The sequence below is a fragment of the Nocardia suismassiliense genome (genome assembly GCF_900269665.1).
Classification (GTDB): domain Bacteria; phylum Actinomycetota; class Actinomycetes; order Mycobacteriales; family Mycobacteriaceae; genus Nocardia; species Nocardia suismassiliense.
Genome location: NZ_LT985361.1, coordinates 4,486,847 through 4,510,824 on the forward strand (window position 1 = coordinate 4,486,847; position 23,978 = coordinate 4,510,824).

At 68.5% G+C, this 23,978-nt stretch carries 14 protein-coding genes; 10 read left to right on the forward strand and 4 right to left on the reverse strand.

What is annotated here, in order from left to right; genetic code table 11:
• Window positions 1-8: 8 nt before the first annotated feature.
• Genes DBO33_RS20075 through DBO33_RS20090 form a run of 4 tightly spaced genes read left to right on the forward strand, consistent with a single transcriptional unit; the run spans window position 9 to window position 12,030 of the window.
• Window positions 9-1,007: an SAM-dependent methyltransferase gene (locus DBO33_RS20075; RefSeq protein WP_159080374.1), complete on the forward strand. Its 999-nt coding sequence runs from the start codon at window positions 9-11 to the stop codon at window positions 1,005-1,007.
• Between the two features lie 14 nt (window positions 1,008-1,021).
• Window positions 1,022-9,901, forward strand: a complete 8,880-nt coding sequence (locus DBO33_RS20080; RefSeq protein ID WP_107656420.1) for a hybrid non-ribosomal peptide synthetase/type I polyketide synthase — start codon at window positions 1,022-1,024, stop codon at window positions 9,899-9,901.
• 37 nt (window positions 9,902-9,938) lie between these two features.
• Complete coding sequence (locus DBO33_RS20085) at window positions 9,939-10,685, forward strand: class I SAM-dependent methyltransferase (protein ID WP_107656421.1); 747 nt, start codon at window positions 9,939-9,941, stop codon at window positions 10,683-10,685.
• Between the two features lie 25 nt (window positions 10,686-10,710).
• Entirely contained in the window at window positions 10,711-12,030 is a 1,320-nt protein-coding gene (locus DBO33_RS20090) for a phytoene desaturase family protein (protein WP_159080375.1), read from the forward strand.
• A gap of 178 nt (window positions 12,031-12,208) precedes the next feature.
• On the opposite strand, the gene DBO33_RS20095 is transcribed toward DBO33_RS20090, so the two are convergent.
• Genes DBO33_RS20095 through DBO33_RS20100 form a run of 3 tightly spaced genes read right to left on the reverse strand, consistent with a single transcriptional unit; the run spans window position 12,209 to window position 15,623 of the window.
• Complete coding sequence (locus DBO33_RS20095; protein WP_199856701.1) at window positions 12,209-13,939, reverse strand: glycoside hydrolase family 3 C-terminal domain-containing protein; 1,731 nt, start codon at window positions 13,937-13,939, stop codon at window positions 12,209-12,211.
• Between the two features lie 15 nt (window positions 13,940-13,954).
• The gene (locus DBO33_RS43600; protein ID WP_199856702.1) at window positions 13,955-14,593 is read right to left on the reverse strand and encodes a glycoside hydrolase family 3 protein; all 639 of its coding nucleotides are present in this window, start codon (window positions 14,591-14,593) and stop codon (window positions 13,955-13,957) included.
• Between the two features lie 22 nt (window positions 14,594-14,615).
• Window positions 14,616-15,623: a poly(ethylene terephthalate) hydrolase family protein gene (locus DBO33_RS20100; RefSeq protein WP_107656423.1), complete on the reverse strand. Its 1,008-nt coding sequence runs from the start codon at window positions 15,621-15,623 to the stop codon at window positions 14,616-14,618.
• Between the two features lie 145 nt (window positions 15,624-15,768).
• Here DBO33_RS20100 and DBO33_RS20105 point away from each other — a divergent pair, with 145 nt between their 5' ends.
• The 6 genes from DBO33_RS20105 (at window position 15,769) to DBO33_RS20130 (ending at window position 22,780) form a co-directional block, all read left to right on the forward strand.
• Window positions 15,769-17,007: a helix-turn-helix domain-containing protein gene (locus DBO33_RS20105; protein ID WP_107656424.1), complete on the forward strand. Its 1,239-nt coding sequence runs from the start codon at window positions 15,769-15,771 to the stop codon at window positions 17,005-17,007.
• A gap of 179 nt (window positions 17,008-17,186) precedes the next feature.
• Complete coding sequence (locus DBO33_RS20110; protein ID WP_107656425.1) at window positions 17,187-17,786, forward strand: TetR/AcrR family transcriptional regulator; 600 nt, start codon at window positions 17,187-17,189, stop codon at window positions 17,784-17,786.
• Between the two features lie 97 nt (window positions 17,787-17,883).
• On the forward strand, window positions 17,884-18,897 hold the full coding sequence (locus DBO33_RS20115; protein ID WP_107656426.1) for a TIGR03617 family F420-dependent LLM class oxidoreductase: 1,014 nt from the start codon (window positions 17,884-17,886) through the stop codon (window positions 18,895-18,897).
• A 76-nt stretch (window positions 18,898-18,973) separates the two neighbouring features.
• Complete coding sequence (locus DBO33_RS20120; RefSeq protein WP_107656427.1) at window positions 18,974-19,786, forward strand: enoyl-CoA hydratase/isomerase family protein; 813 nt, start codon at window positions 18,974-18,976, stop codon at window positions 19,784-19,786.
• Between the two features lie 63 nt (window positions 19,787-19,849).
• Window positions 19,850-22,081: an acyl-CoA dehydrogenase gene (locus tag DBO33_RS20125; protein ID WP_107656428.1), complete on the forward strand. Its 2,232-nt coding sequence runs from the start codon at window positions 19,850-19,852 to the stop codon at window positions 22,079-22,081.
• A 99-nt stretch (window positions 22,082-22,180) separates the two neighbouring features.
• The gene (locus tag DBO33_RS20130; RefSeq protein ID WP_159080376.1) at window positions 22,181-22,780 is read left to right on the forward strand and encodes a hypothetical protein; all 600 of its coding nucleotides are present in this window, start codon (window positions 22,181-22,183) and stop codon (window positions 22,778-22,780) included.
• 23 nt (window positions 22,781-22,803) lie between these two features.
• Here the strand turns inward: DBO33_RS20130 and DBO33_RS20135 are convergent, their stop codons facing one another.
• A complete protein-coding gene (locus tag DBO33_RS20135) occupies window positions 22,804-23,787 on the reverse strand; it encodes a hypothetical protein (RefSeq protein ID WP_107656430.1) in 984 nt (327 codons plus the stop codon).
• Window positions 23,788-23,978 lie beyond the last annotated feature (191 nt).

A 23,978-nucleotide genomic window follows, 5' to 3' on the forward strand; every position in this document is an offset into this window, starting at 1 on the left:
AGCAGGTTATGTCTGATGGGCCATCGGCGACACTGGACGACATCGATCGGCCAGTCTTCGACTACATGCAGGGCTACGTCATCTGCTCGGTGTTCGCCGCGCTGGAGTCGGCGGGCGTTCTCGCCGACCTGGCGGCGACCGGCCTGCGGCCGGACGACGTGGGTTCGAACAGCTTTCTGACCGAAGCCACGTTCGACTACCTGGCGCAACGTGGGATCGTATGCACCGACGGTGACACCCGCTATCGCTTGACCGAGTTGGGCCGATTCATCCACGCCGACCGCGGGTACCTGGTGTGGCTGGCCGGCGGGTACGGTGCGCCGCTGACGGCTTTCGGCGACTTGCTCACCGACGCGCAGACCTTCGGCAAGGAGGTAGATCGCGACGTCCGCTGGGTGGCGGTGGGCACTGCGCTCGTCGGCCGGAACGATCTCTGGCCGTATGTCCTCGAGGTGGTGCGCGCATTCGAATTCCACCGAATAGCGGATCTGGGCTGCGGCAACGGCCAGTCGCTGATCTCGCTGTGCCAGGTGGTCGGCGCTACGGGGATCGGGGTGGATATCAGTCCCGCCGCCTGCGCCGAGGCTGGACGCGAGGTGGCGAGAGCGGGGCTCAGCGATCGCATCGAGATCATCGAAGCCGACGCGGGGAACCTGAAGTCGGTTCCCGGTATCGACGAGGTCGATCTGGTGATCACTTTCTTCTTCCTGCACGAGGTCCTCGAGCACGGGTATGACGCGCTCGTCGCGTACCTCCGGCAGATCCAGGAGAGCCTGCCCGCCAAGGCGCATATCTTGACCGCCGAGATCGGGCCACCCGATTCGAACCTGGACACCTCGGAAGTGCTTGCACCGGAGTACGCGCTCACCCAGGCTTTGATGAAACAGCACCTGCTCGATGAGAAAGGCTGGCAGCGAGCGTTCACCGAGGCCGGCTTCGAGGTGCGGCAGACGATTCGGCCGGACCTGCCGGGGGCCCGGATCATCCTCGCGGCGAAGCCGGGCTGAGAGGTCGATTCACAGTGACGACCTTCGACGAAGTGACCGATTGCGACAACGCTTGCGTGGCGCACCCTGCCGAGTATGTGAACGGGCAGGTCGATGAGCTCGACGCCCGACTGCTCGATGTGGTGTCGAAAGTCCTCCGGTCGCCCACCGTCGGAATGGACGACGATTTCTTCGCGGTGGGCACCACATCCTTGGATATCGCGCGATTGGTCCATCGATTGCGGCGCGAGTTCGGCCGGACGGTATCGGTGCGCGACGTCTACGACCACCCCTCGCCGGCCGGAGTGGCGCGGTTGTTGCGTGCGTCGGCCGAGCGGAACAACACTGGTGTGGCGATGCCCGCGGTGCTCGCGGTGACGTCGCGGCCCGAGCGAATACCGTTGTCGTCCGGACAGCGTCAGCTGTGGTACCTGAATCGAACCGGCGTCGGCGCCACTTACCATATGGCGCTGAGTATTCGGGTGCGAAGCAGGCTCGACGGGGCCGCATTGCAGGCGGCGCTGCATGATGTCGTTGCGCGGCACGAGAGCCTGCGTACCCACATCCGTGTACTCGATGGGCAGCCGTGGCAAGTTGTCGTCGCCGCCGCGGATGCGCGGAGCCGGTGCGAGATTCGCGACACCACGGCGGAACAAGTCGCCGAGATGGTGGCGGAGCTGGCCGCACCGCCGTTCGACCTGGCGGCAGAACTGCCGCTGCGGGCGATGCTGCTGCAGATCGGGCCACAGGAGTCGATCGTCGCGCTGGTGGTGCACCACATCGCCGTCGACGGCTGGTCGATCGCGCCATTGTGTCGCGATCTGGCCGCCGCCTACTCCGCCCGCGCGGCGGGCCGGGCACCGCGCTTCGCGGACTTGCCGGTGCAGTACGCCGACTTCGCGCTGTGGCAGGCCACCGTGTTCGGCGGCGGCGCATCGACCGATGCCGCCGCGGACGAGCAGTTGCGGTTCTGGACGCAGGCCCTGGCCGGGCTGCCGCCGGAACTTCCGGGACAGACCGACCATCCGCGTCCAGTGGCCGGCGAAAGTATGGCGGGCACCCTCGTCGCTGCCTGGCCGGCGAGCCTGCTGCGGAACATCCGCGACCTGGCCGGCGCACACCGCGCGACCGTGTTCATGGTGCTGCAAGCTGGGTTGGCGGCGGTGTTGACCGAACGCGGCGCGGGTACCGATATCGCGTTGGGCACCGGTGTCGCCGGCCGTGTCGATCCGGTGCTCGAAGATCTGGTGGGGTTCTTCGTCAACGCGGTGGTGCTGCGCGTGGACACCTCGGGCAAGCCCGCTTTCGCGGAGCTGCTCGACCGTGTGCGATCGGCCACCCTGGGCGCTTTCGACCACCAGGACGTGCCCTTCGGCCAGGTGGTGGAGCGACTGCGGCCCGCGCGGGTGGCGGGCCGTAACCCGCTGTTCCAGATCAGCATGGTGGTGCAGAACATGCCCTGGCCCGACATCCGGATGGCCGACGCCCCCGCCGAGGTGGAGCTGTTGCCGTACCCGCGAGCGAAATTCGACCTCCTGCTCGAGTTTTGGGAAAAGCCGGACACCGCAACGGAATACGGCGAGATGGTCTGCCACGCGGAGTACAACCTCGACCTGTTCGACGAGCAGACCGTCGCCGAGATCGTGGACCGGTTGCGAGCCGTGCTGGTTGCCGCGACCGCGGATCCCTGCTTGCCGATAGATGAACTCGCACAAGGGCATTCGACCGGCTCGGCGGCGTCCCGCGGGTCCGGCGCGGCGCTCGACGTCGAGACGCCGCTGGCCTACCTTTTCGAGCGGCAGGTCGCCGCGACACCGGACGCAATCGCCGTCAACGGCCCAGAGGGGCATCTGACATTCCAGGAACTGGATGAGCAGGCGAACCGGCTGGCCCGGCTGCTCGTCGACCAGGGCGCGGCACCGGAGACGCTGGTCGGTATCGCGTTGTCGCGGTCGCTGAATCTGGTCGTTGCGATCGTGGCGGTGGTCAAGACGGGCGCGGCGTATCTGCCGCTGGATCCGACCTATCCGTCCGACCGGATCGCCTGGCTGATCACCGACGCAGCTCCGGTCGCCGTTCTCACCGACGGCACAGGCCTGCAACATTTTTCGGCGCAGAACAGGGTTACGGTGGTGAACCTGGACAGTGCCGAGACCGCGCGGCGGCTCGCCGCCGAGGACAGTGCGGCGATGACCGACGCCCAGCGCCGAGGCGTCCTGCACGGAGACAGCCTCGCCTACGTGATGTACACCTCGGGCTCGTCCGGACATCCGAAAGGTGTCATGACCACCCAGGCCGATGTCGCGGGCCGGGTACTCGACAGCCACTTCGCCCACTCGGTGCACCGCCGGGTACTGCTGCACACACCCTACGGGTTCGATCCGGCCAGCTACGAACTGTGGATGCCGCTGCTCAGCGGCGGGCAAACCGTGCTCGGTCCGTCCGGTCGCCCAGAAGTGGCCGCCCTGGCCCGCAGCATAGTCGGTGGTCGGGTGACCGCGATGTGGGCGACCGCGAGCCTGTTCCAACTACTGGCACAGGAGGACCCAGGATGCCTGGCCGGCGTTCAGGAGGTGTGGACCGGCGGCGAGGCCGTGCCGCCCGAGGCCGTCCGGCAGGTGTTGTCCGCGTGCCCGCACACCGTGGTCGTCGACGGCTACGGCCCGACAGAAGCCACGATCCTCGCGACCTGCTACCGGATGCGCCGGGTCGAAGACGTGCCGACGTCCGTGCCGATCGGCCGCGGACTGGACGGCGTTCGCGCGTATGTTCTCGACACCACGCTGCGGCCGGTCGAAACGGGCAGCGCAGGGGAGTTGTACCTCGGCGGTACCGGGCTTGCGCGGGGGTACTTGCGGCGGCCCGGCCTGACCGCGGGCCGATTCGTGGCCTGCCCGTTCGGACCAGACGGTGCGCGGATGTATCGCTCCGGCGACCTGGTGCGGGAACGTCCCGACGGTGCGTTGGAGTACCTGGGGCGCGTCGACGTACAGATGAAGATCCGCGGCAACCTCGTCGCGCCGCAAGAGGTCGAGGCCGCGATGACCCGGCATCCGCTGGTCGGACATGCCGTGGCGGTAGGGCACGGGACTTCGCCGCTGGACCGTCGTATGGTCGGCTACTTCACGGCCGAGGGGACCGTCGATATCGAGGCGTTGCGTCGTCGCCTGGCCGCGGAACTGCCCGAACCCTTGGTTCCGGATCTCTTGATTCAACTCGATCGCATACCGGTGAACGCGCACGGCAAAACCGATCGCCGAGCCCTCGAGCAACGGCCGTTCAGCCGGGCCGGCGCCGCTGGTGGGCCGGGCTCACTGGCCGATTTGTTCGAGGCGCAGGTGGCAGCGCGGGGTGCGGCCGTCGCGGTGTGCGATCCGGATGGCGACTGGACCTACCGGCAGATCAACGCGCGAGCCAACCAGCTCGCCCGACTGTTGACGGCAAGCGGAGCAGCGTCGGAACGTGTTGTCGCCGTTGCACTCCCACGCGGCTCGTTGCTGATCACGACTTTGATCGCGGTCGCCAAAACAGGCGCGGCCTATTTGCCGATCGACCTGGACTATCCGCAGGCACGCATCGAGTTCATGCTCGCCGACGCGCGGCCCACCCTGACGGTCACGCTTACCGGACAGCGCGCTGCCGTGGCCGTCGATTCGAGTGTCCAGGCGATCGCTCTCGATGATCCCGGCACCGTGCGGGATTGGGCGGGGCAGCCCGACCACAACCTCGCCGAGGCTGAACTCCTGGTCCCGCCGCGACTGGAGCATCCGGCCTATGTCACCTACACATCGGGCACCACGGGTACACCCAAAGGTGTCGTCAATACCCGCCGCGGCCTCGCTGCGCTGGTCCGCGCATTCGCCGACCGGCAGGTGGGGTCGACCGACAGCCGGGTGCTGCAGTTCGCGTCGCCGTCTTTCGACATCATGCTCGCGGAGTTGTGCATGTCCCTGCTGTCCGGTGGAGTGTTGGTGATCGCCGCCACGGAGCGCTTGCTTCCGGGGCCGCCGCTGATCGAAGTCTGTGCGCGAGAGCAGGTTACGCACCTGTGTGTGGTGCCGACGGTGTTGTCGGCGCTGCGCCCCGCCGACCTGCCCTCGGTTCGCACTATCGCGGTCGGCGGCGAGGCACTGCCGCCGGCGGTGCTGGACCGGTGGGCGCGTGGTCGCCGGTTGTTCAACGGTTACGGACCGAGCGAGAACACCGTCCTCGCGACCTTCGCGGGCCCGCTGCCGCCGTCGGTGACGCCATCGATAGGCCCGCCGACGCCGGGTACCGACTGTCACGTGCTCGATCCGTCGCTGACCGAGGTCCCGGCAGGCGAGGTCGGCGAGTTGTATCTCGCCGGAACGAAGCTCGCGCGCGGGTATCTGAATCGGCCCGGCTTGACCGGGCAGCGTTTCGTGGCCTGCCCCTTCGGGCCGCCCGGCGCGCGGATGTACCGCACCGGCGATCGGGTCCGGAGACGGCCGGACGGCGCTTTCGAATTCGTCGGGCGGGTCGACGACCAGATCCAGCTCCACGGCCTGCGCGTGGAATTGGGCGAGATCGAGGCCGCGCTCAGCGCCCACCCCGCGATCGAAAGCTGCGCCGTCCTCGCCCGCGAGGACACGCCTGGAGTGAAAAGACTTGTCGCTTACGCGGTATCGGCGGACCCGGGGTTGCCCCGGCCCGAGGAGCTGCGCGAGTATCTGGGAAAGACGTTGCCCGCCAGCACGGTTCCGTCGCTCTATGTCGAACTGCCAAAGTTGCCGCGCACGCCGAACGGCAAGCTCGACCGAGAAGCCCTCCCGATCCCGCCGCACACCACCGCATCCAGGCCGGCACAGGTCCGGCAGCCGAAGTCGCTGTCTGCCAGGCTGCAACGGATCTGGTGCGAGGTGCTGGCCATCGAAACGGTGGACCTCGACGTCGGCTTCTTCGACGCGGGCGGCACCTCGATGCTCGCGGTTCGGTTGTGTGCGTTGCTGACCGAGCGGATCGGCGTCGAGGTCGCGGTCACCGATCTGTTCCAGTATTCGACCATCGAACGGCTCGCCGAGCACCTGGCCGTTCAGGTCACCGACCGTGACGCGGCCGAGGAACCGGCCGAGAACGCCGGTGTGCCAACGGATGTGGCCGCCGACGTCCCGGCGATCGCGATCATCGGCATGGCGGGGCGATTCCCGGGCGCCGGTAATATCGATGAGCTCTGGAAGTTGTTGTGTGACCGGAAGGAAGGGCTCGAACACGGGCCGTCCGATGGGCGGCCCGGTCAGGTGGCGACCACCGGTATGCCACCGCACGCCACCGCGTTCGACGCCGAGTTCTTCGGCTACAACCCGGCCGACGCGCGCGCCCTCGACGCTCAGTTGCGACTGTTCCTGGAGACGGCATGGGCGGCGCTCGAGCACGCCGGCTACGGCGCCCGCGAGGCCGGGAGACCGGTGGGCGTGTTCGCCGGATCGGGTTTGCCGTACGAATGGCTGCGCAACGCGGCCGGCGTCACCGGCGCCGGATCATCGGACATGCGTGTGGGACTGGGCAATCCACTGCAACTGCTCACCGCGCACGTCGCTAGCAAACTGGGTTTGCGCGGTCCCGCGTTGACGATCAACACCGCCTGCTCGACCTCGCTGGTGGCGGTGCACCTGGCGGGGCAGAGCCTGCTCGACGGTCACTGCGCACTGGCCTTGGCCGGCGGCGTGAGCCTGCCGAGTGCCGGTGCGGACGGCTACCGGTACGAGGACGGTGGGATCCTGTCACCCGACGGCCGGTGCCGGCCCTTCGATGCGCGAGCGCACGGCACCGTATCGGCCGGCGGCGCGGGCATCGTGGTGTTGAAGCGCTTGAAAGACGCTCTGGCGGAGAACGATACGGTCTACGCGGTGATCCGTGGCTCGGCGGTCAACAACGACGGCGGTCGCGCGGTGGGATTCACCGCGCCCAGTGTCGACGGCCAGATCGAGGTGCTCACCGCCGCGTACGCGGCCGCGGCCATCGACCCCGCCACCATCACCTACCTGCAGGCGCACGGAACCGCGACCGCGCTCGGCGACCCCGTGGAGGTGCGCGCGCTCACCACCGCGTTCCGCCGCGCGGGTGACCGGACCGGCTATTGCGCCCTGGGCTCGGTGAAAGGCAATGTCGGGCATCTGGATTCGGCGGCGGGCGTCACCGGTCTCATCGCCACGGTCCTCGCCATCGGGCATCGGCGGATCCCCGGTGTCCTGCATTTCGAACGGCCGAACCCGGCGCTGAAGCTCGAGCAGAGCCCCTTCTATGTCAACTCCGACACCGTGGACTGGATCCCGCCGGAAGGTGTGCCCTGCCGGGCCGGGGTCAGTTCGTTCGGGATCGGCGGCACCAATGCCCATGTCGTCGTGGAGGAACCGCCGCAGGCGGCCGCCGCGGAGCCGGACGTTGGACCGCAGGTGCTGGTCGTGTCGGCGCGCGATGCCTCGGCGCTGACCGCGGCCTGCGCCGGGTTGGCCGCGCACTTGACCGCGGAAGACGTTGCGCCACTTGCGGATGTGGCCTACACCCTGCAGCGCGGTCGAACGGGCTTCGGTCATCGCCGGGCGGTGGTGAGTGCGGAGGCGCGGACGGCCGCCACCCTGCTCACGACGGCAGACGGCCCGTCGGTCTACCACGGCAGCACCCGACACCTGAAGCTCGCGTTCCTGTTCCCCGGCGTCGGCACCCAGCATCCCGGCATGGGAGCGGAACTGTATGCGGCACAACCGGTTTATCGCGCTTGCCTGGACGAATGCGCGGAGTTGTTCGATACCGCCCTCGGCACCGACCTCCGGTCGCTGCTGTTCGCCGCCGGGCAGCGGGAGTCGGCGGCGACCGCGCTGCTGCGGCCTTCGCTGAACATGGCGAGCATCGTCGCGACGGAGCTCGGTGTGGCCGCGCTGTTGCGTTCCTGGGGTATTCACCCGTCGGCACTGTTCGGGCTCAGTCTCGGTGAGTGCACCGCCGCCTACCTCGCCGGCGTGCTCGATCTGGCCGACCTGGTCCGCTTGGTGAGCGTGCGGGGCCGGCTGTGCGACGACCTGCCGCCCAACGCGATGATCACCGTGCCGCTGGCCGAGGACGACGTGCGGCCGCTGCTCGGCGACGCGCTCTCGGTGGCCGTGGTCAACGGCGCCCGCAACTGCGTGGTTTCCGGGCTGTCGGACGACATCGAACGATTCGAGCAGACGCTGCGCCGCGACGGGGTCAAGTCTCGCCGCGTGCCCGTCTCCTTCGCCTCGCACTCCGTCGTCATGGATCAGGTAGTCGGCGAATTAGCTAGGGAGAGCGCGCAATTGAACCAGGAGGCACCGCAGATCCCGCTCGTCTCCGGACGGACGGGCACCTGGATGAGTACCGAACAGCCTCCTGATCCCGACCACTGGGCGCGCCATCTCCGCCACACGGTTCGCTTCGCCGACGGCCTGAGCACCCTGCTGAGTGACCCCGAGCGGGCATTGCTGGAGATCGGGCCAGGGCAGACGCTCACGCACCTCGTGCAGTCCCATCCGGACTGCGGCGAAGAGCGCGTCGTCCTGCCGACGATGGTGCCGGGCGAAGCCGAACCGGCGGTGCTGTCCGGCGTGCTGGCGCAATTATGGTGTCACGGAGTGGATATCGATTGGGACGGTGTTCATCGAGGGGCGCGGCGGCGCCGTGTTCCATTGCCCACCTACCCTTTCCGTCGTACCGCGCAGACGTCGGCGAACCCAGTGCAAGAGGCCCCGGTGGCGGCCGATCCGGCGCCGCAGGGGACCGAGCAGGTGCTCGGGGAGATCTGGTGCGAGCTGATCGGCGTGCGGACCGTATCAGCGGCCGACGACTTCTTCCGGGCCGGCGGCGATTCGCAGCTGGCGGTCGCCTTCCGGGCTCGGGTCCGCGAACGACTCGGCGTCGAGATCTCGGCCCACGCCTTGCTGCAACATCCCACTTTCGGCGCCCTGCTCGACCATGTCCGACCACGCGAGACGCGCAGCCACCCCCTGCTGATCACCCTGCGCTCGGGCGCCCCCGGCCGGATTCCGCTGTTCCTGGTGCAGTCGATCGGCGGCACCGTGTACTCCTATCGGGCACTCACCGAACTACTCGACCCCGCCCGGGCGGTGCACGCCTTCCGCGCCTGCGGGCTCGAACCCGGTGAACCGATTCCGAATACGGTCGCCGACATCGCGTCCCGCAACATCGAGGAACTGCGCGCCGCCCACCCCTCCGGTCCTTACGTGCTCGGCGGCCATTCCTCGGGCGGGCTGATCGCCGACGAGATGGCTCGCCAGCTGTTGGCCGCCGGGCACGAAGTGCCGTTGGTGGTCATGATCGACACCGTGGCAGTGCGCGACCCGCAGCGACTGGAACTGCGCGACGCCGAGGACGTGCTCGCGGTCTTCGAAGCCTTCCGCGACATCGCACCGCACGTCTGGGAATCGTTCCGGGACGCCATGCGCACCGATCCGTGCGTGCGGGACGTCGTCGTCACGACCAATCGGGCGATCCACGCCTACACACCGACACCGATCAATACCGACCTGCTGTTCCTCAAGGCGCACGACCGCGATCCCGTATTGAGTCCCGACCCAGATGTCTCATGGGCCACCATGTTCGACGGCGAGGTAAGCGTGTCGACGGTCTCCGGAAACCATATGACGGTCCTCGAACCTCCGCATGTGCAGTCGATCGCCGCCTACATCGAACGCGCGTTGCACACCCTCGACGCCACCGATGGTCCGCCGGCGCCGATCGATGACAGCCTGCCGTCCGAGAGTCTCGACGGTGGCATACCGGAGATACGCATGGTGACACCATCCGGGTTGCGCATCGAACTGGATGGACTCACCTTCGGTCAGCTGACCCAGCTGATCACTCAGCTCGCGGGCCTAGAGCCCGACACCTCTCGACGCTCAGCCCCCGGCACCGGCGACTGAACAAACCTGTACACCCCCGACGGAGGCGCGATCCGCGATGACAACCGACAACGACCAATTCACCGAGTACGGTGCGCATTACGATGCCACCGAGCAATGGCCGCTGCGCTCGCAACTCGAAGCGCCCAGCTTCCTCGCCGTCCTCGGCGATCTGACCGGACGCTCGATCCTGGACGCGGGCTGCGGCAGCGGGTTCTACCTGCGCCGCTACGCCCAACTGCACGCCGGACGGCTCATCGGCCTGGATCCCTCCGCGGGCATGCTTGCCGTCGCCCGCGCGCAGGCCGAAACCGCCCGGCTCGAAACAACTTTCGTGCAAGCCGGGCTCGCCGAGGCGGGCCGCTTCGGCCCCGTCGACCTCGTCACCGCGGTCTACGTGCTGCCATACGCCACCTCGCTGAACGAACTCGCCGCCATGTGCCGCGGCGCGGCCGACGCGCTGCGGCCCGGCGGCCGATTCGTCGCTTTCGCGCTGAACCCCGACTTCGCGCCCGACCCCGAGTACTACCGACCATACGGATTCACCCTCGACGCGAAAACCGAACCGGGAGAAGGACAACCGGTCGTGCTCGCCTCCCACCTCTTCGACCCGCCCGCTCAGGTCGTAGCCCACCGATGGTCCAGGCAAGCCCACGACAACGCCCTGCGCGACGCCGGATTCCAGTCCATCACCTGGGCGGCGCCGAGCCCCACCGAGGCGGGTATCGCCGAACACGGCGCGGCGTTCTGGGCGGACTACGTGAACTGCCCGCATGCCCTCATCGTCAGCGCCGACCGGCCCTGACGCCAGCGACGAGACGAGGCCGGCCATGCCACCACCATCCGATACACACGACGTCATCGTCGTCGGCGCCGGGATCTCGGGATTGACCGCCGCGATCGCGTTGCAAGCCAGGGGCTTTCAAGTGCGGGTATTCGACAGTCGCGACACCGCGGGCGGGCTGTGCGGCACCCACGTCATCGACGGCTACGAATTCACCATCGCCTGCAACGACTTCGGCGCCGCGTTCGAACAAGCCATGGGCGAACTCGGCGTCGATATCGCCTTTCACCATCCACGCTCGCTGCTGTGCACCGAACGCGCCACCTACTCGCTGCCCGTTCGACTGGCATCGGTGCGGCCGTTTCTCCCAGTGGGACCAGATCTACTCCGGTTCCTGCGCGCGCTGCGCGGCATCCAACGACGCGGCGAGCCGGTGTTCGTCGCCGACCTGCTCGACCGCGCGGTCAAGGGCCGCGAGTTCGCCGATTTCGTCGCCACGGTCTGCTGGGCCTTCGGCAGCCCGCCCCGCCGGTTCCGCGCCGACATGTTCGCGGCCCTGTTCGCCAGAGACCTCGGCTACGGCTACGACCACCCCGTCACCCCGATCGGCGGCACCGCGACCCTCGCCGACCGCATGGCCCGGCGGCTACTCGACCTCGGCGGACACCTCGACCTCGGCGTCACGGTCACCGACATCTCCCACGGGCACGGACCGAAAACGATCAGCACCGACCACGGCGTCCACCACACTCGCCACGTGGTCTCAAGTCAGCGGCGACTCGATCGTTATCCGTCCGATGCCGAGCCTGGACTGTCCGTCGCCACCATGCACATCGCCACCGCGCCTGACACTCCGTTCCCCGAAGACGTGCACACCGTCATGCACGTTCCCGCCGGTCTCCCCGGCTTGCTGGCCCGGCTCGACGCGGGGGAGTTGCCCACCACCTTCGCGTTCAACGTCTTCCCCTGCGACCTGCCCGGCGAACGGAATTACCGGTCCTTCAACGCCTATCTGATGTGCCCGCGCGGCACGGACGACCTCGACTCCGCCGACCGTGACCACATCCAGGCCTACATGTTCGACCGCATCGACACCATGCTGCCCGGCTTCGTCCCGACGATCCGCTACCACCGGCTTGTCGCACCGCACGAATTCCAGAAACTGCACGGCCTTTCCAGCACCCTCGCCCCCGCCATCCTTCCGCCCGGCTTCACCAAACCGGACAACTACGAACCCGAGCACGACATCTACTACGTCGGCAACACCGTCCAACCGCCGTGCGAGCACGCGGGCAGCGCGCTCGTGTCCGGATTGCGGGTCGCCGAAGCCATCGCTGTCCGCGATGGATCCGACGCCCGCGGGTAAGCGGTCTCGTCAGCGGTTGATCGCGGCTTCACTCGGATTTCGGTATAGCAAGACCGAGGGCCTGCGCCCAGAGTTGTGTCTGGGTGGAAATTGCAGCTCCCTGGGTGAAGTGTTCGATCATTCCGCCGAGTGCGGCTGCGGCAGCGGCCGAACAGGAAGAGCTGGTCGAGCAGCGGGATCAGTAGATGTAGGCGGTGTGCGGGAGATCGGTGACCGAGGTTCCGACTTGCACGGTGAACGCGCCGGGTTCGGTCGCCCAGCCCGCGGCCGTCCAATGCTGGAAAGCGCGCTCGGGCAACGTAATCGGGACGGTTCGGGAATCCCCGGGAGCCAGGGTGACGGCGGTGAAGCCGGCCAGCCAGCGGACCGGTCGATCGACGGCACTATCCGGGCGCGAGAGATAGACCTGAACGACCTGTTTGCCGACGCGCTCTCCGGTGTTGCTGACCGTGATCGAGAGCGTGCGCCCTTCGACGACGAGGTTCTCGGTCGACCAGGTCGTGTAGCCGAGGCCGTGGCCGAACGGGTAGGCCGGTTCGGTGCCCGCCCGCAACCACGCCCGGTAGCCGATGTGGATGCCTTCGCTGTAGTCGAGCACGCCGTCGACGGGCGAGGTGTTGAGCACCGGCACGTCGGCCATGGTCTTCGGCCAGGTCGTCGGCAGCCGGCCGCCGGGTTCGGCGGCACCGGTGAGCACGTCGGCCAGTGCCGTGCCGAACTCCTGTCCGGGGAACCAGGACAGCAGCACCGCGGCCACGTCGTCGCGCCACGGCAGCTCCACCGGCGCACCGGAATTCACCACCACGACAGTGCGCGGGTTCACCGCGGCGACGGCGGCGACGAGCTCGTCCTGACGGCCGGGTAAGCGCAGGGAGACGCGGTCGACGCCCTCGCTCTCGATCTGTTCGGTGGTGCCGACCACGACGACGGCCACGTCGGCCGCGCGCGCCAGTTCGATCGCCGCGGCGAATTCCGCGTCGTCGTCCCGCTGCGGACGCCGGATACCGAGGGTCGCACCGAGAATGATGCCGAGGCCGGGCATCGCATCCTCGATGCTGGTCACCAGTAACACGTCGACTTCCTCGCCGTCGGCGAGCGTTCGGGTCACGTGGCGCTGGGGTGGATTGAGCAGCGCTGCGGCCGGATCACCGGAATCCAAGGCGACGTTCTCGTCGAGCACGGTCTGCCCGTCGATGTCGAGCCGGAGGTGGCCGACGCCGCCGAAACCGATCTGCCAGTCACCGGCCATGTCGGCACGCAGACGCGTGCGCAGCTCGATGATGGTCGACTGGGCGGCGAGCGGGTCGCCGAGCAGCACGAGCCGGCTCGTGGTGCGATGCTCGGTGCCGAGCACCGTGTCACCGGTCAGGTACCGGGTGGACAGACCCGGCGCACCGGACTCGGGGTCGGTCATGAGCGGCAGTGGGATGGGAATCAGGTCCTCGCACAGGTGCACGCCCGCGGTATGGGTCAACGGCAGTCGGCCGGTCAGCCCGTCGACCGGCGTGCTGGTGTGGCTGGGGATCACTGTCGCGCTGCCGCCGCCGAGGAGCCGAGGCAAGCCGGCCGACGGTCCGAGCAGGGCGACGGTGGTGTCCGGCGTCAGGGGTAGCACGCCGTCGTTGCGGACCAGAACCATCGCCTGCGCGGCGACCCGGCGGACCAGGTCCCGGGCCTGCTGGTCGCTGAAAACCGGTGGGGACTGCGGGGTTCCGTCCAGTGCGCCGACGCGCTGGGCGAAACGCAGGATGCGGCGCACCTTGTCGTCGATGGCGGACTCGGCGATCTTGCCCGCGCGCACCGCGGCCGCCAAGGGCGCGCCCCAGAGGTAGGGCGGGCCGGGCATGCACAGGTCGGTGCCCGCGGCCGCGCTCTCGGTGGTGCGGATGGCGGTCCAGTCCGAGACCACTACGCCGTCGAATCCTCATGTGCCCTTGAGTGGTTCGTCGAGCAGGGGGTTCTCGGTCATGGTGGCGCCGTTGACGGCGTTGTAGGAGTTCATGATCATCCAGGCGCCGGCCTCGACGGTCCGTTCGAACGGGTAGAGGTACAGCTCGCGCAACGCGCGGTCGTCGACGCGGACGTCGACGGTGAAGCGGTCGGTCTCGGAGTCATTGGCCACGTAGTGCTTCGGGCACGCGCTGACCCCGTGCGCCTGCACCGCACGCACATACGCCTCGGCCATCTCGGCGGTGAGCAGTGGGTCTTCGGAGAAACACTCGAAATGCCTGCCGCCCAAGGGCGAACGGTGCAGGTTCATCGTCGGCCCGAGGACCGCGTAGACGTCTTTGCGGCGGGCTTCGGCGGCGATCAGCGCGCCGATCTCGGTGAGCAATTCCGGGTCCCACGTCGCGGCGACAGCGGTGCCCGAGGGCAGGCTGACCGACGGATCGCGTTCGTCCCAGTTTTCGCCGCGCACGCCGGACGGGCCGTCGGACACCGGCATCTCGGCCAGCCCGATCGCGGGATCACCGGCCATCCGGAACAGACTCGCTCCGGAAATCAGCCGCAGCTTGCCGTCCAGGTCGAGCTCGGCGAGTAGTTGCTCGAGGTGGTTTTCCATGAAGGATGCAGCCTTTCGTCGGTCAGCGGGTGATGGTGCTGGCCTGGTCGGACCAGTGCGGGTTGTGCAGCAGCTCGCCGGTGTCGGCGAGGAAGGCTTGGCGAGCGGCCTGATCGCCGCGCAGCCGGTCCATGAACCACGCGGTCAGGTAGCCGAGGTAGCGGTACACACCTTCGGTGCAGCTGTAATTGGTGCAGTCCGGCTGGCCTTGAATGTCGTTGTGCTGAGCGCCCACCAGCGCCGCACGCGCCTTGGGCAGGCCGGCGGGCAGCGCGTCGTAGTACGCCTGCATCGACTGCATGCCGATCAGCGCCGGCGGAAGGGGCTGTGTCGCGGGGGATATGCCATCGGCCGAACCGTTGAGCAGCAGTACCGATCCCGTGGTCACCGCGGCGGGATCGATGCAGGCGCTGCGCCCGTCGACCAGGGGCAGCGTCGTACAGGCCGCGGACAACGGCATTTCCAGCGTTACGGCGGTGCTGACGCCGCCGCGGGCGAGTGCGTTGAACGCGCCGAGGCCGCCCTGGGAGTGGCCCATCGCCCCAGCCGAGCGGGTGTCGAGTTTGCCGGCGAAGATGCTGTCCGGGTTGCTGTGCTGCCGGGTCAGGTACTCGACGGCGTCGAGCATCTGCCCGCCGGTGCCGGTGTCGGTCCGGTCGGCGGCGATGACCACGAATCCCCACGACGCGAGATGCGCCAGCAAGTACGCGTACTCACGCGGGTGGGCCGAGGTGCCGTTGCCCCAGGTGATGATCGGGTGGGCGACGCCGCCGGCGCCGAGGTCGGCCGGATACCAGATGTCGTAGCTGTCGCCGGTGGCGGTACAGCAGTCGAGACCGGTGCGTTCGGCCACCGCCCAGGGGCCGGGCGGGTAGTAGGCGGCTTCGAGTTGTGCGGCGGGCTGATACGAGGGTGCCGCCGCTACGGGCGGCGCCGCGATCGAAACGCATGCCAGTAGCGCGATCGACGCCAGTGCGGCGCGCGTGGTGGTCCGGGGCAGCTCCGGCCCGGACCGGACAGTTCTGTTCACGGTTTCGGACGATAGGTCGGCGAACAGTCGCGCCGGACGGGTCGAACCCGTCTTGCAGACAGTTGCAGACACCGCACACCGGGTAGCGGCGGCGACGTATTGTCGAGGTGATGAACGAGTTGGCCCGCACTGGCGCGGACCTCGAATGAGCGAGGTCGGCTCGGCGCTGCGTATCGCGCGAACGGCGGCGGGGATCAGCTTGCAGGGCATGGCCGCGCGCACCCACTACTCCAAGCCCTACCTGGGGCAACTCGAGACCGGCGCCCGGGTGGTGCGGGCCGAGCACGTGTCCGCTTACGAGTCGGCGTTGCAGACGAAGCTGGACCACCTGCGCGACCGTCTGACCGCCGAATCGGTCACCGAACTCGACGATCTCCCCAGGCAACTGCTGCCGCTGTTGTTGCCCGCCGCCGCGTCCGCGCGCGGTGGTCCGACGTTCGCCGTGACCGAGGTGGTAGCCGCCGAGCAGCTCATGCGCTGGGCGCGCGCCAGGCAGTGGGGCGACGGACCGGCGCCGCGTCGTGCCGTTGCGGCCTGGCTGACGGCGAATGTGCCTCGTTTACAGCAGCTTTCGGCTTCGAGCCGGCATGGGCGGGCGCTGCGGGCCGGGGCGGAGCTGGCCGATATCGCGGCCGCCATGAGCTGGGACGTGGAGGACAGCACCGCCGCGCGGCGTTATTCGGTCGTCGCCGCGCGACTGGCGCACGCGGCCGGTGATACGGCGCTGACCGCCGCGGTGCTCACTCGAACAACCTGGCAACTGCTCGACAACGGCGAACCGGCCGAGGCGTTAGAGGTGGCCCAGCTCGCGCAATATCTGGCGCGCCGTTCCGCGACGCCGCTACTGCGGGTCGCCCTGGCCGAACTGGAGGCTTACGCGCAGGGCATCCTCGGCGACCGCGCCGCCTTCCAGCGCGCGATCGTCGTCGCCGCGGAATACCGTAGCGAAGCCCGCGAGACCGTGGCCGGTGCGACGGCTGCCGATCGCAGTCTCACCGCTGCCGCTACCGGCATGATGCTCGGACCGCGCCGGGACTGGCCGGGACCGGGCCAGCAGTGGCGGCTGCTCGGCGCCAGCTACCGTCACCTGATCGCCACTCGCCCGGATTTGGTCCGCGCCGCCTTCGGCGAAACGCGGGTGCTGCTACCGGAATTCGTGACGCCGGAGATCGCCGCGATCTCCTCGGCTCGCCTACAGCTGATGCTCGGTGCGCCCGAGCATGCCGCCGAACAGGTCGGACTCGCGGTGACTCAGTGCGCACGACCGATCGGCCGCACCGCCGCCCGGTTGGCAGACTTTATGCACGAGTCGGCCGAGTTCGCCGCGGTCCCGGCCGTCCGCGAGGTCCGCTCGGCGATCCGAGAGTTGGTCGCGCACCGGTGATTTCCGCTCGATCGGCGGTGTCGATCTCACTGCTGCGGATGGCGCACCGGTGACAACGACCGCCCGAGGTCGATGTCACCGCGTTCTGTGCCGCGCGGATCGAGGTGCTACTCCGCGACGGCTGAGTCAGGGCTGGGTTCAGGGCGGGTCCGAATAACATTACAGGTTACTATGTAACGATGACTTCGGAGACCTCGCCGCGCCCCGGCCGGCCGCGCGACGCCGACAAGGACCTCGCCGTGCTCGTCGCCGCACGGCAGTTGCTGGCCGAGGTCGGATATCAGCAGACCACGATCGTGGCGATCGCCAAGCGGGCGGGGGTGAACTCGCCCGCGATCTATCGGCGCTGGCCGACTCGGCAGGCGTTGCTGGAGGAAGCTGTTCACGGCGCGGGCGGACATACGCCGCCCGAGCCGACCGGTGATCTTCGGGCCGACTTGGCGACGTGGGTGCGCATCTTCTTGGCGCGCGCGGACAGTCCGGCCGCGCGCGCCGGTGTGCCGGGGCTGCTGGCCGATTCGCAGACCGAGGAGGCGCGGCGGCGACTGCTGGCGATCGGAGCTCCGGTGCGCAAGGCGTTCGCCGAGCTGCTCGGCGGCGCGGTCGACGACGGCCGGATCGGGCCCGGCGCCGATGCCGAACTCGTTTTCGAAATACTCGCGGGCACAACGACATTCCACGCGCTCTCGCGCGGCGGCGCGGAAGCGGAGCAGTTCGTATCGAAATTGGCCGACGCCCTGTATGCGATGGTGTGCGCCGGCGGGCCGGTGCGCGGCTGAGACCGAAGTGGAGCCAGGGGATTGCCGCGTACGGCAATAACGTTACATGGTACTATGTAATTATGATCGCAGTGCTTCCGCGGTTCGCGGCGGAACGATGAAAATCGACCTCCAACTGAACGGACGGCCCGACGAAGCCCTCTCGCGGGCAACCGAATTGATCGCGTGCGGCGCCGACGGCCTGTTCACCTTCGAGGGCGCCCACGACGTCTTCCAGCCGCTGACGCTGGCGTCGACCGCGGCCGAACCCGTCGACTTGATGAGCAATGTCGCCATCGCCCTGCCGCGCAGTCCGGTGCATTTGGCACACGCTGCCTACGATCTGCACCTGCTCAGCCGGGGCCGGTTCCGGCTCGGTCTCGGTTCCCAGACCCGCGCGCACATCGACAAGCGGTACGGCGGCCAGTGGTCGCGGCCCGCGGCGCGGATGCGGGAAGCGGTGCTGGCGGTCAAGGCCATTCTCGGTTCCTGGCAGAACGGGACCCCGCTGCGCTTCGAGGGCGAATTCACCCGGCACACCCTGATGCCGCCCACCTTCGATCCCGGCCCCAATCCCTTTGGCGTGCCGGAGATCTGCCTCGGCGCGCTCGGCCCGATCATGACCAGAACCGCGGCCGAGGTGGCCGACGGTCTGCTGGTCATGCCGTTCAACAGCGCGCGGCACTTCGCCGAGCGCACCCGGCCCGCCATCGACGAGGGGCTCGCGCGGGCCGGTCGCGACGCCGCCGAACTGGCGATCTATCCCCAGGTGATCGTCGCGATGGGCCGCACGCCCGCCGAGCTGGCAGCGGCCGCGGTGGGCGCTCGCCGCCTGCTCGCCTTCTATGGGTCGACGCCCGCCTACCGTCCGGTCCTCGATGTCGAGGGCTGGGGGGAACTGCAACCCGAACTGAACGCGCTGTCCAAACACGGTCGCGTGGAAGCGATGACCGAGCTGATCGACGACCAGATGCTCCGGACGCTGGCCGTCTGCGGCACACCGGAGCAATGCGCCGCCGAAATCGTGGCGCGCTTCGGTGCCGTCGCCGACCGAATATGTTGCTATTTCCCGGGTTACGACCCAGCCGATGCGCACATCAGGGACTTGGTTACGGAATTGCAGACCGGATGAGCGAGCGTAGCGAGCGAACATCGACACAGCCGACAACGTCGGTCATGCCGGAGCTGAGCGTCAGCGAGGCGCAGGCATGAGCGACGTGCGGATCGAGATCACCGCGGGCGTCGCGGTGGTGACGCTGGACCGCCCGGAGCGCCGCAACGCTTTCACCGCGGCGATGGGGCGCGCGCTCGGACGCGCGTATCGCGATCTGGACGCCGAGGACGCGGTCCGGGTCATCGTGCTGACCGGTGCCGCACCCGCGTTCTGCGCGGGCGCGGATCTGGGCGGCGGGGCGAAGACGTTCGAAAAGCCCGGCAGCCCGGCCTTTTCCGCGTCGCCGGTCGACCCGCCCGCGTTCGCACTGCGTAAGCCGGTGATCGCCGCGGTGAACGGGCACGCGATCGGCATCGGGATGACCCTGGCGATGCAGGCCGACATCCGGGTGGTCGCCACCGACGCGCATTATGCGATTCCGCAGGTGCGCCTCGGCGTCGTGCCCGACGCGATGGCGCACTGGACGGTGGCGAAGGTGGCGGGGATGTCGGTCGCGGCCGACATCCTGTTGTCCGGGCGCACTTTCGACGGTGCCGAAGCGGTGCGGCTCGGCCTCGCCCGCTGCTGCCTGCCCGCCGCCGAGGTGCTGCCCGCCGCGCTTGCCATGGCCACGGACATGGCCGTCAATGTGGCGCCGATGTCCGCGGCATTGAGCAAAAGACTGCTGTGGGACACGGCGATCCGCGGCTACGACCCCACCCGGGTCGCCGATCTCGAAACCGAACTGCATCTGCGGGTCATGGGGAGCCCCGACGCCGCAGAGGGCATGCGAGCCCGGCTCGATCGCCGCGAACCGGTGTGGTCTGCCCGGCTGTCGAGCGATTGGCAGGACTTGCCGCGGTCGTGACCGACGGCTGCGAGCCACCCAGTAGAAAACATCCTTGCTGATTCAGCCTTCAGGAGTATCTGTATGTCCCTAGCCGTAGACGCGGACCAGCGAGCGCTGGCCGAATCGGTCGCCGCGTTCGCACACAAGATCGCTCCGCTCGCGCAGACCCGCGAGCACCTCGCCGACTATGCGGAGGGCATGATGCCCACCGACATCTGGAGGGCCCTGTGCGAACAGGGATTACACGCGCTGCACCTGCCCGCGGCCTTCGGCGGGGACGAATGCGGCCTGGCGACACTCGCGGTGGCCGTCGAGCAATTGAGCACGGCGCTGTTCCCGGGCCCCTACCTGTCGACGGTGACGGCGAGCGCGCTCGCCATGGCGGCGGCGAACGGCGAACCACTGCTGGCGGAGTTCGCTGCGGGCTTATCGGGAGCGGTCGCCACCGGACCGGATCTGCGAGCCACCCCCGCCGGTGCCGGCTGGGTGGTGTCGGGTGTCTCCGACCCGGTGCCCGGCCTGCCCGGTGCCCGGCGAATCGTGGTGCGTGCCGCCGTCGAGGGCGACTCCGGCGCGAGCCTGTGGTTCTGGGTCAGCGCCGCTGACGCGGCTGCTTCGGTGCAGGTGGTCGGCGCCGAGGCGGTCGACCTGACGCGGTCCCTCGGTCACGCCGAATTCGATGCCTATCCGGTGGATGCGCAGCGAGTGCTCGACGGCATCGATCCCGCCGTCGCGCACCTGTGGATGACGACGCTGGCCGCCGCGGAAGCGACCGGAATCTGCCGCTGGTGCCTGGACACCACCGTCGAATACGTCCGGGTGCGCGAACAATTCGGCCGGCCGATCGGCAGTTTCCAGGCGGTGCAGCACAAGACGGCCCGCATGCTGGTCCGTGCCGAAGTCGCGACCGCGGCGACCTGGGACGCGGCCCGGGCCGAGACCCAGGCGCACGATCAGCGATTCCTCGCCGCCGCGAGCGCCGCGCTGACCGTGCTGCCCGCCGCCATCGATCAGGCAGTGGACTGCGTCAGTTTGCTCGGCGGGATCGGATTCACCTGGGAACACGACGCCCACCTGTACTGGCGGCGCGCGATCGCCCTGGCCGCCGGTGCGGGCGGAGAGGACGCGGCGGCCCGTGAACTGGGGGAGCGCTCGCTGGTCGCCGACCGTGACTTCTCGTTCGTCACCGCAGGCACACTGCCCGAGTTACGTGCCACCGTCGGCGCCGTACTGGACGAGGTCATGGCGTTGCCCGACGACGAAATCCCTGCCGCGGGTTGGGCTCCCGCGCGCGGCGCGTCCCGCCGGGCTCGGCTGGCCGCCGATGGCTTGGTCGCCCCGCACTATCCGAGTCCGTACGGACTCGGCGCCGGACCGGCCGAACAGGCCGTGATCGCGGAGGAATTCGCCCGCCGCGGATTGGCCCAGCCCGAGCTCGGTATCGGCGCCTGGATCCTGCCGACTCTGATCGAACACGGTGACGCCGGGCAGCGCGCGCGGTTCGTGGTGGACACCCTGCTGGGCAAGATCATCTGGTGTCAGCTGTTCTCCGAGCCCGGCGCGGGTTCGGACCTGGCCGGATTGTCCACCGCGGCACGCAAGGTCGAGGGCGGATGGGTGATCACCGGGCAGAAGGTGTGGAATTCCCAAGCGCAAGAAGCCGATTGGGCGGTCTGCCTGGCACGTACCGACGCCACGGTCCCCAAACACGCTGGGCTGACATACTTCTTGATTGCGATGGACGCCACCGGCGTCGAGGTCCGTCCCCTGCGGCAAGTCACCGGAATCTGGGAGTTCAACGAGGTCTTCCTCAACGAGGTTTTCGTGCCCGACAGTCAGGTGGTCGCGCAGCCCGGCGACGGCTGGCGGATCGCGGTCACCACACTGGGCAACGAACGACTTGCCATGGGCTCGGCAACTTTCGGTCACGGCTCCAGCACCCTGGTCCGCCGCCTCCTGGAATCCGGTGACCACACCGGCACTCGCGACGACGCGCTGCGCGTGCTCGGCCGCAATGTCGCACTCGAACTCTCGGTCGCCGCGCTCACCCTGCGCAACGCCATGACCAGGATGAACGGCGCCGCCGACGGCAACAGCTCGAGCAACAGCGTCCGCAAGGTCTGGCATGCCCTCGCCCAGCGGGACGCCTCCCGAGCGCTGGTATCGATCCTCGGCCCCCGCGCCGCCGTCGGCCACCCCGAGCAGCCCTACACCTTCGACTTCCTCGGACTGCCCGCCATTCTCTTCGGCGGCGGCACCGTCGAGATCCAACTCGACATCATTGCCCGGCGGGTGCTGAGTCTGCCCCGATGACAGTGCAATTCGGCGAGATCGGGCCACTGCGCGGGCACACCAACGCCCCCCGATTTCGGTGCCTTTACACAGCGATGACGGATGCCGCACAGTGTCGCCATGACACTCCGAATTCTGTGCGTGCTGATGATCGTGGCGTGTTCGGTGACCGCGGCAGCATGCGCGGATGCGAGCGACCAGGGATCGACTCGATCAGCAACGTCGACAGCATCGGCACCGGTACCGGCGGACTCCGTGGGCGTGATTCCACCGGCGTCCACTGGTCTGGCTCCGGGCGTGCGCTTCACGCTTCCGGCCGAGTTCAGCGTTTTCGCGTACGCGGAGGGCCTGGAGACTCAGGGAGTTATCGGATACCCGGCAGGAGGAAGCGGTGATCTATCGCTGCGCTACGACGTGGCATTCACCGGCGAAATCGCCGCTCTGAAACCCGAAATCAAGGGTGGCTGCTATCGCCACGGCGGTTCCGTCGACGCGCTGCGCGTCGACGACGTCACGGCCACGACAGGAGACAGCACCCGATATCGGCAGGTGGGGGAACAGAAAGCAGACTACCGAAAGTGGGTGGTCACCTGCCCGAACGGCATGGCACCACAACCGCATCAAGCCTGGGTACTCGCCGATGCGGACGTCGCGATCTTCGAACAGCATCCGGGTGAACACAACGATGCGATCGTCGCGAGCATGCAGATCGTGCGATGACCGAAGCTACGGGCAGGCTCGGACTACACCCAGGGCGCCACCGGATACCACGGGATGATGTCGCGCATGGCGAGTAGGCGCACATCCCAGTAGAGGAAGGTGAAGACGCCGACGGTGAGTAGGGCGGTGGCGCTGAGGATGCTGACGCGGCGTGGGTCGGTTTGGAACCAGCGTTGCAGGCGGCCACCGACGAGGACGGTCAGGATCAGCAGGATGGCGAGGATGATGATGTTGCCGAGGGACTGCAGGACGAAGGCGCTCGCGGCGTAGAGAATGTTGCCCTCTTCGGCGGCGTCGCGAAACAGCTTGCGGAACAACGGGAACGGGCGTCCGATGAGGAAGGCGCCGATCAGGCCGCCGAAGACGACCAACGGTGCGTTCGGGAAGCGGGCGGCGATGCGGGTGAACGGGTCGCGCACCAGACCGAGCACGGCGAGTCCGAGGTAGGTCATGATCACCCCGATCACGCCGAATACCACCATCGATTGGATCAGCCGTGGTGAGATCTGGCCGGGCCGGCTCGGCGCGGTGTCGAATTGCGGCATGTCGGTGCCGAAGATGCCGACCACGACACCGTAGGCGGCGGACACGGCGACCATGCCGACCGCCATCCACAGCAGCGGCCGCAGCACCGCCTGCACCCGGTTCCACCAGCCGCCCGCGCTGCCCGCCAGCGGCGCCACCGCGCCGAAGACGGCGATGTTGCACGCGGTGAACGTGCCCGCCAGGCCGGAGACGAACGCGAAGACGATGCCCGCGCCGATGCCGGTGATCGCGGTTTCTTTGGCGTCGTGGCCGAGCAGCCCGTCGGCCACGGTGCCACCGATCGTGGTGTCCACGAACGGCGCCGACCACACCACGGTCAGTAGGAACCCGGCGAGTACACCGAGCAGTAGGACCAGCCCGCGCCGCCGCGGAATGTACCCGTTGACGAATACGCTGGTTGCCACGGGTTGGTCGGGTTTGGGGGAATCTGGTGCGGTGGAAGGGGATTCGAGCTGTGTCATCGGGCTCTCCTGTCGGCCACTGACCCGGCAACGAAACGCCGGTGTTCTCATTGTCGGGTACCGTGACCGCCAATCTTGCTGAATGGCTGAGATCGGTACTTCGAATTACCTGCGACACAGCTGATTCCGATAGACAGCTAACGAATCAGTAGCTGGCTGGCGGGAACTCGTTACGAACTCGGCTCCGACCC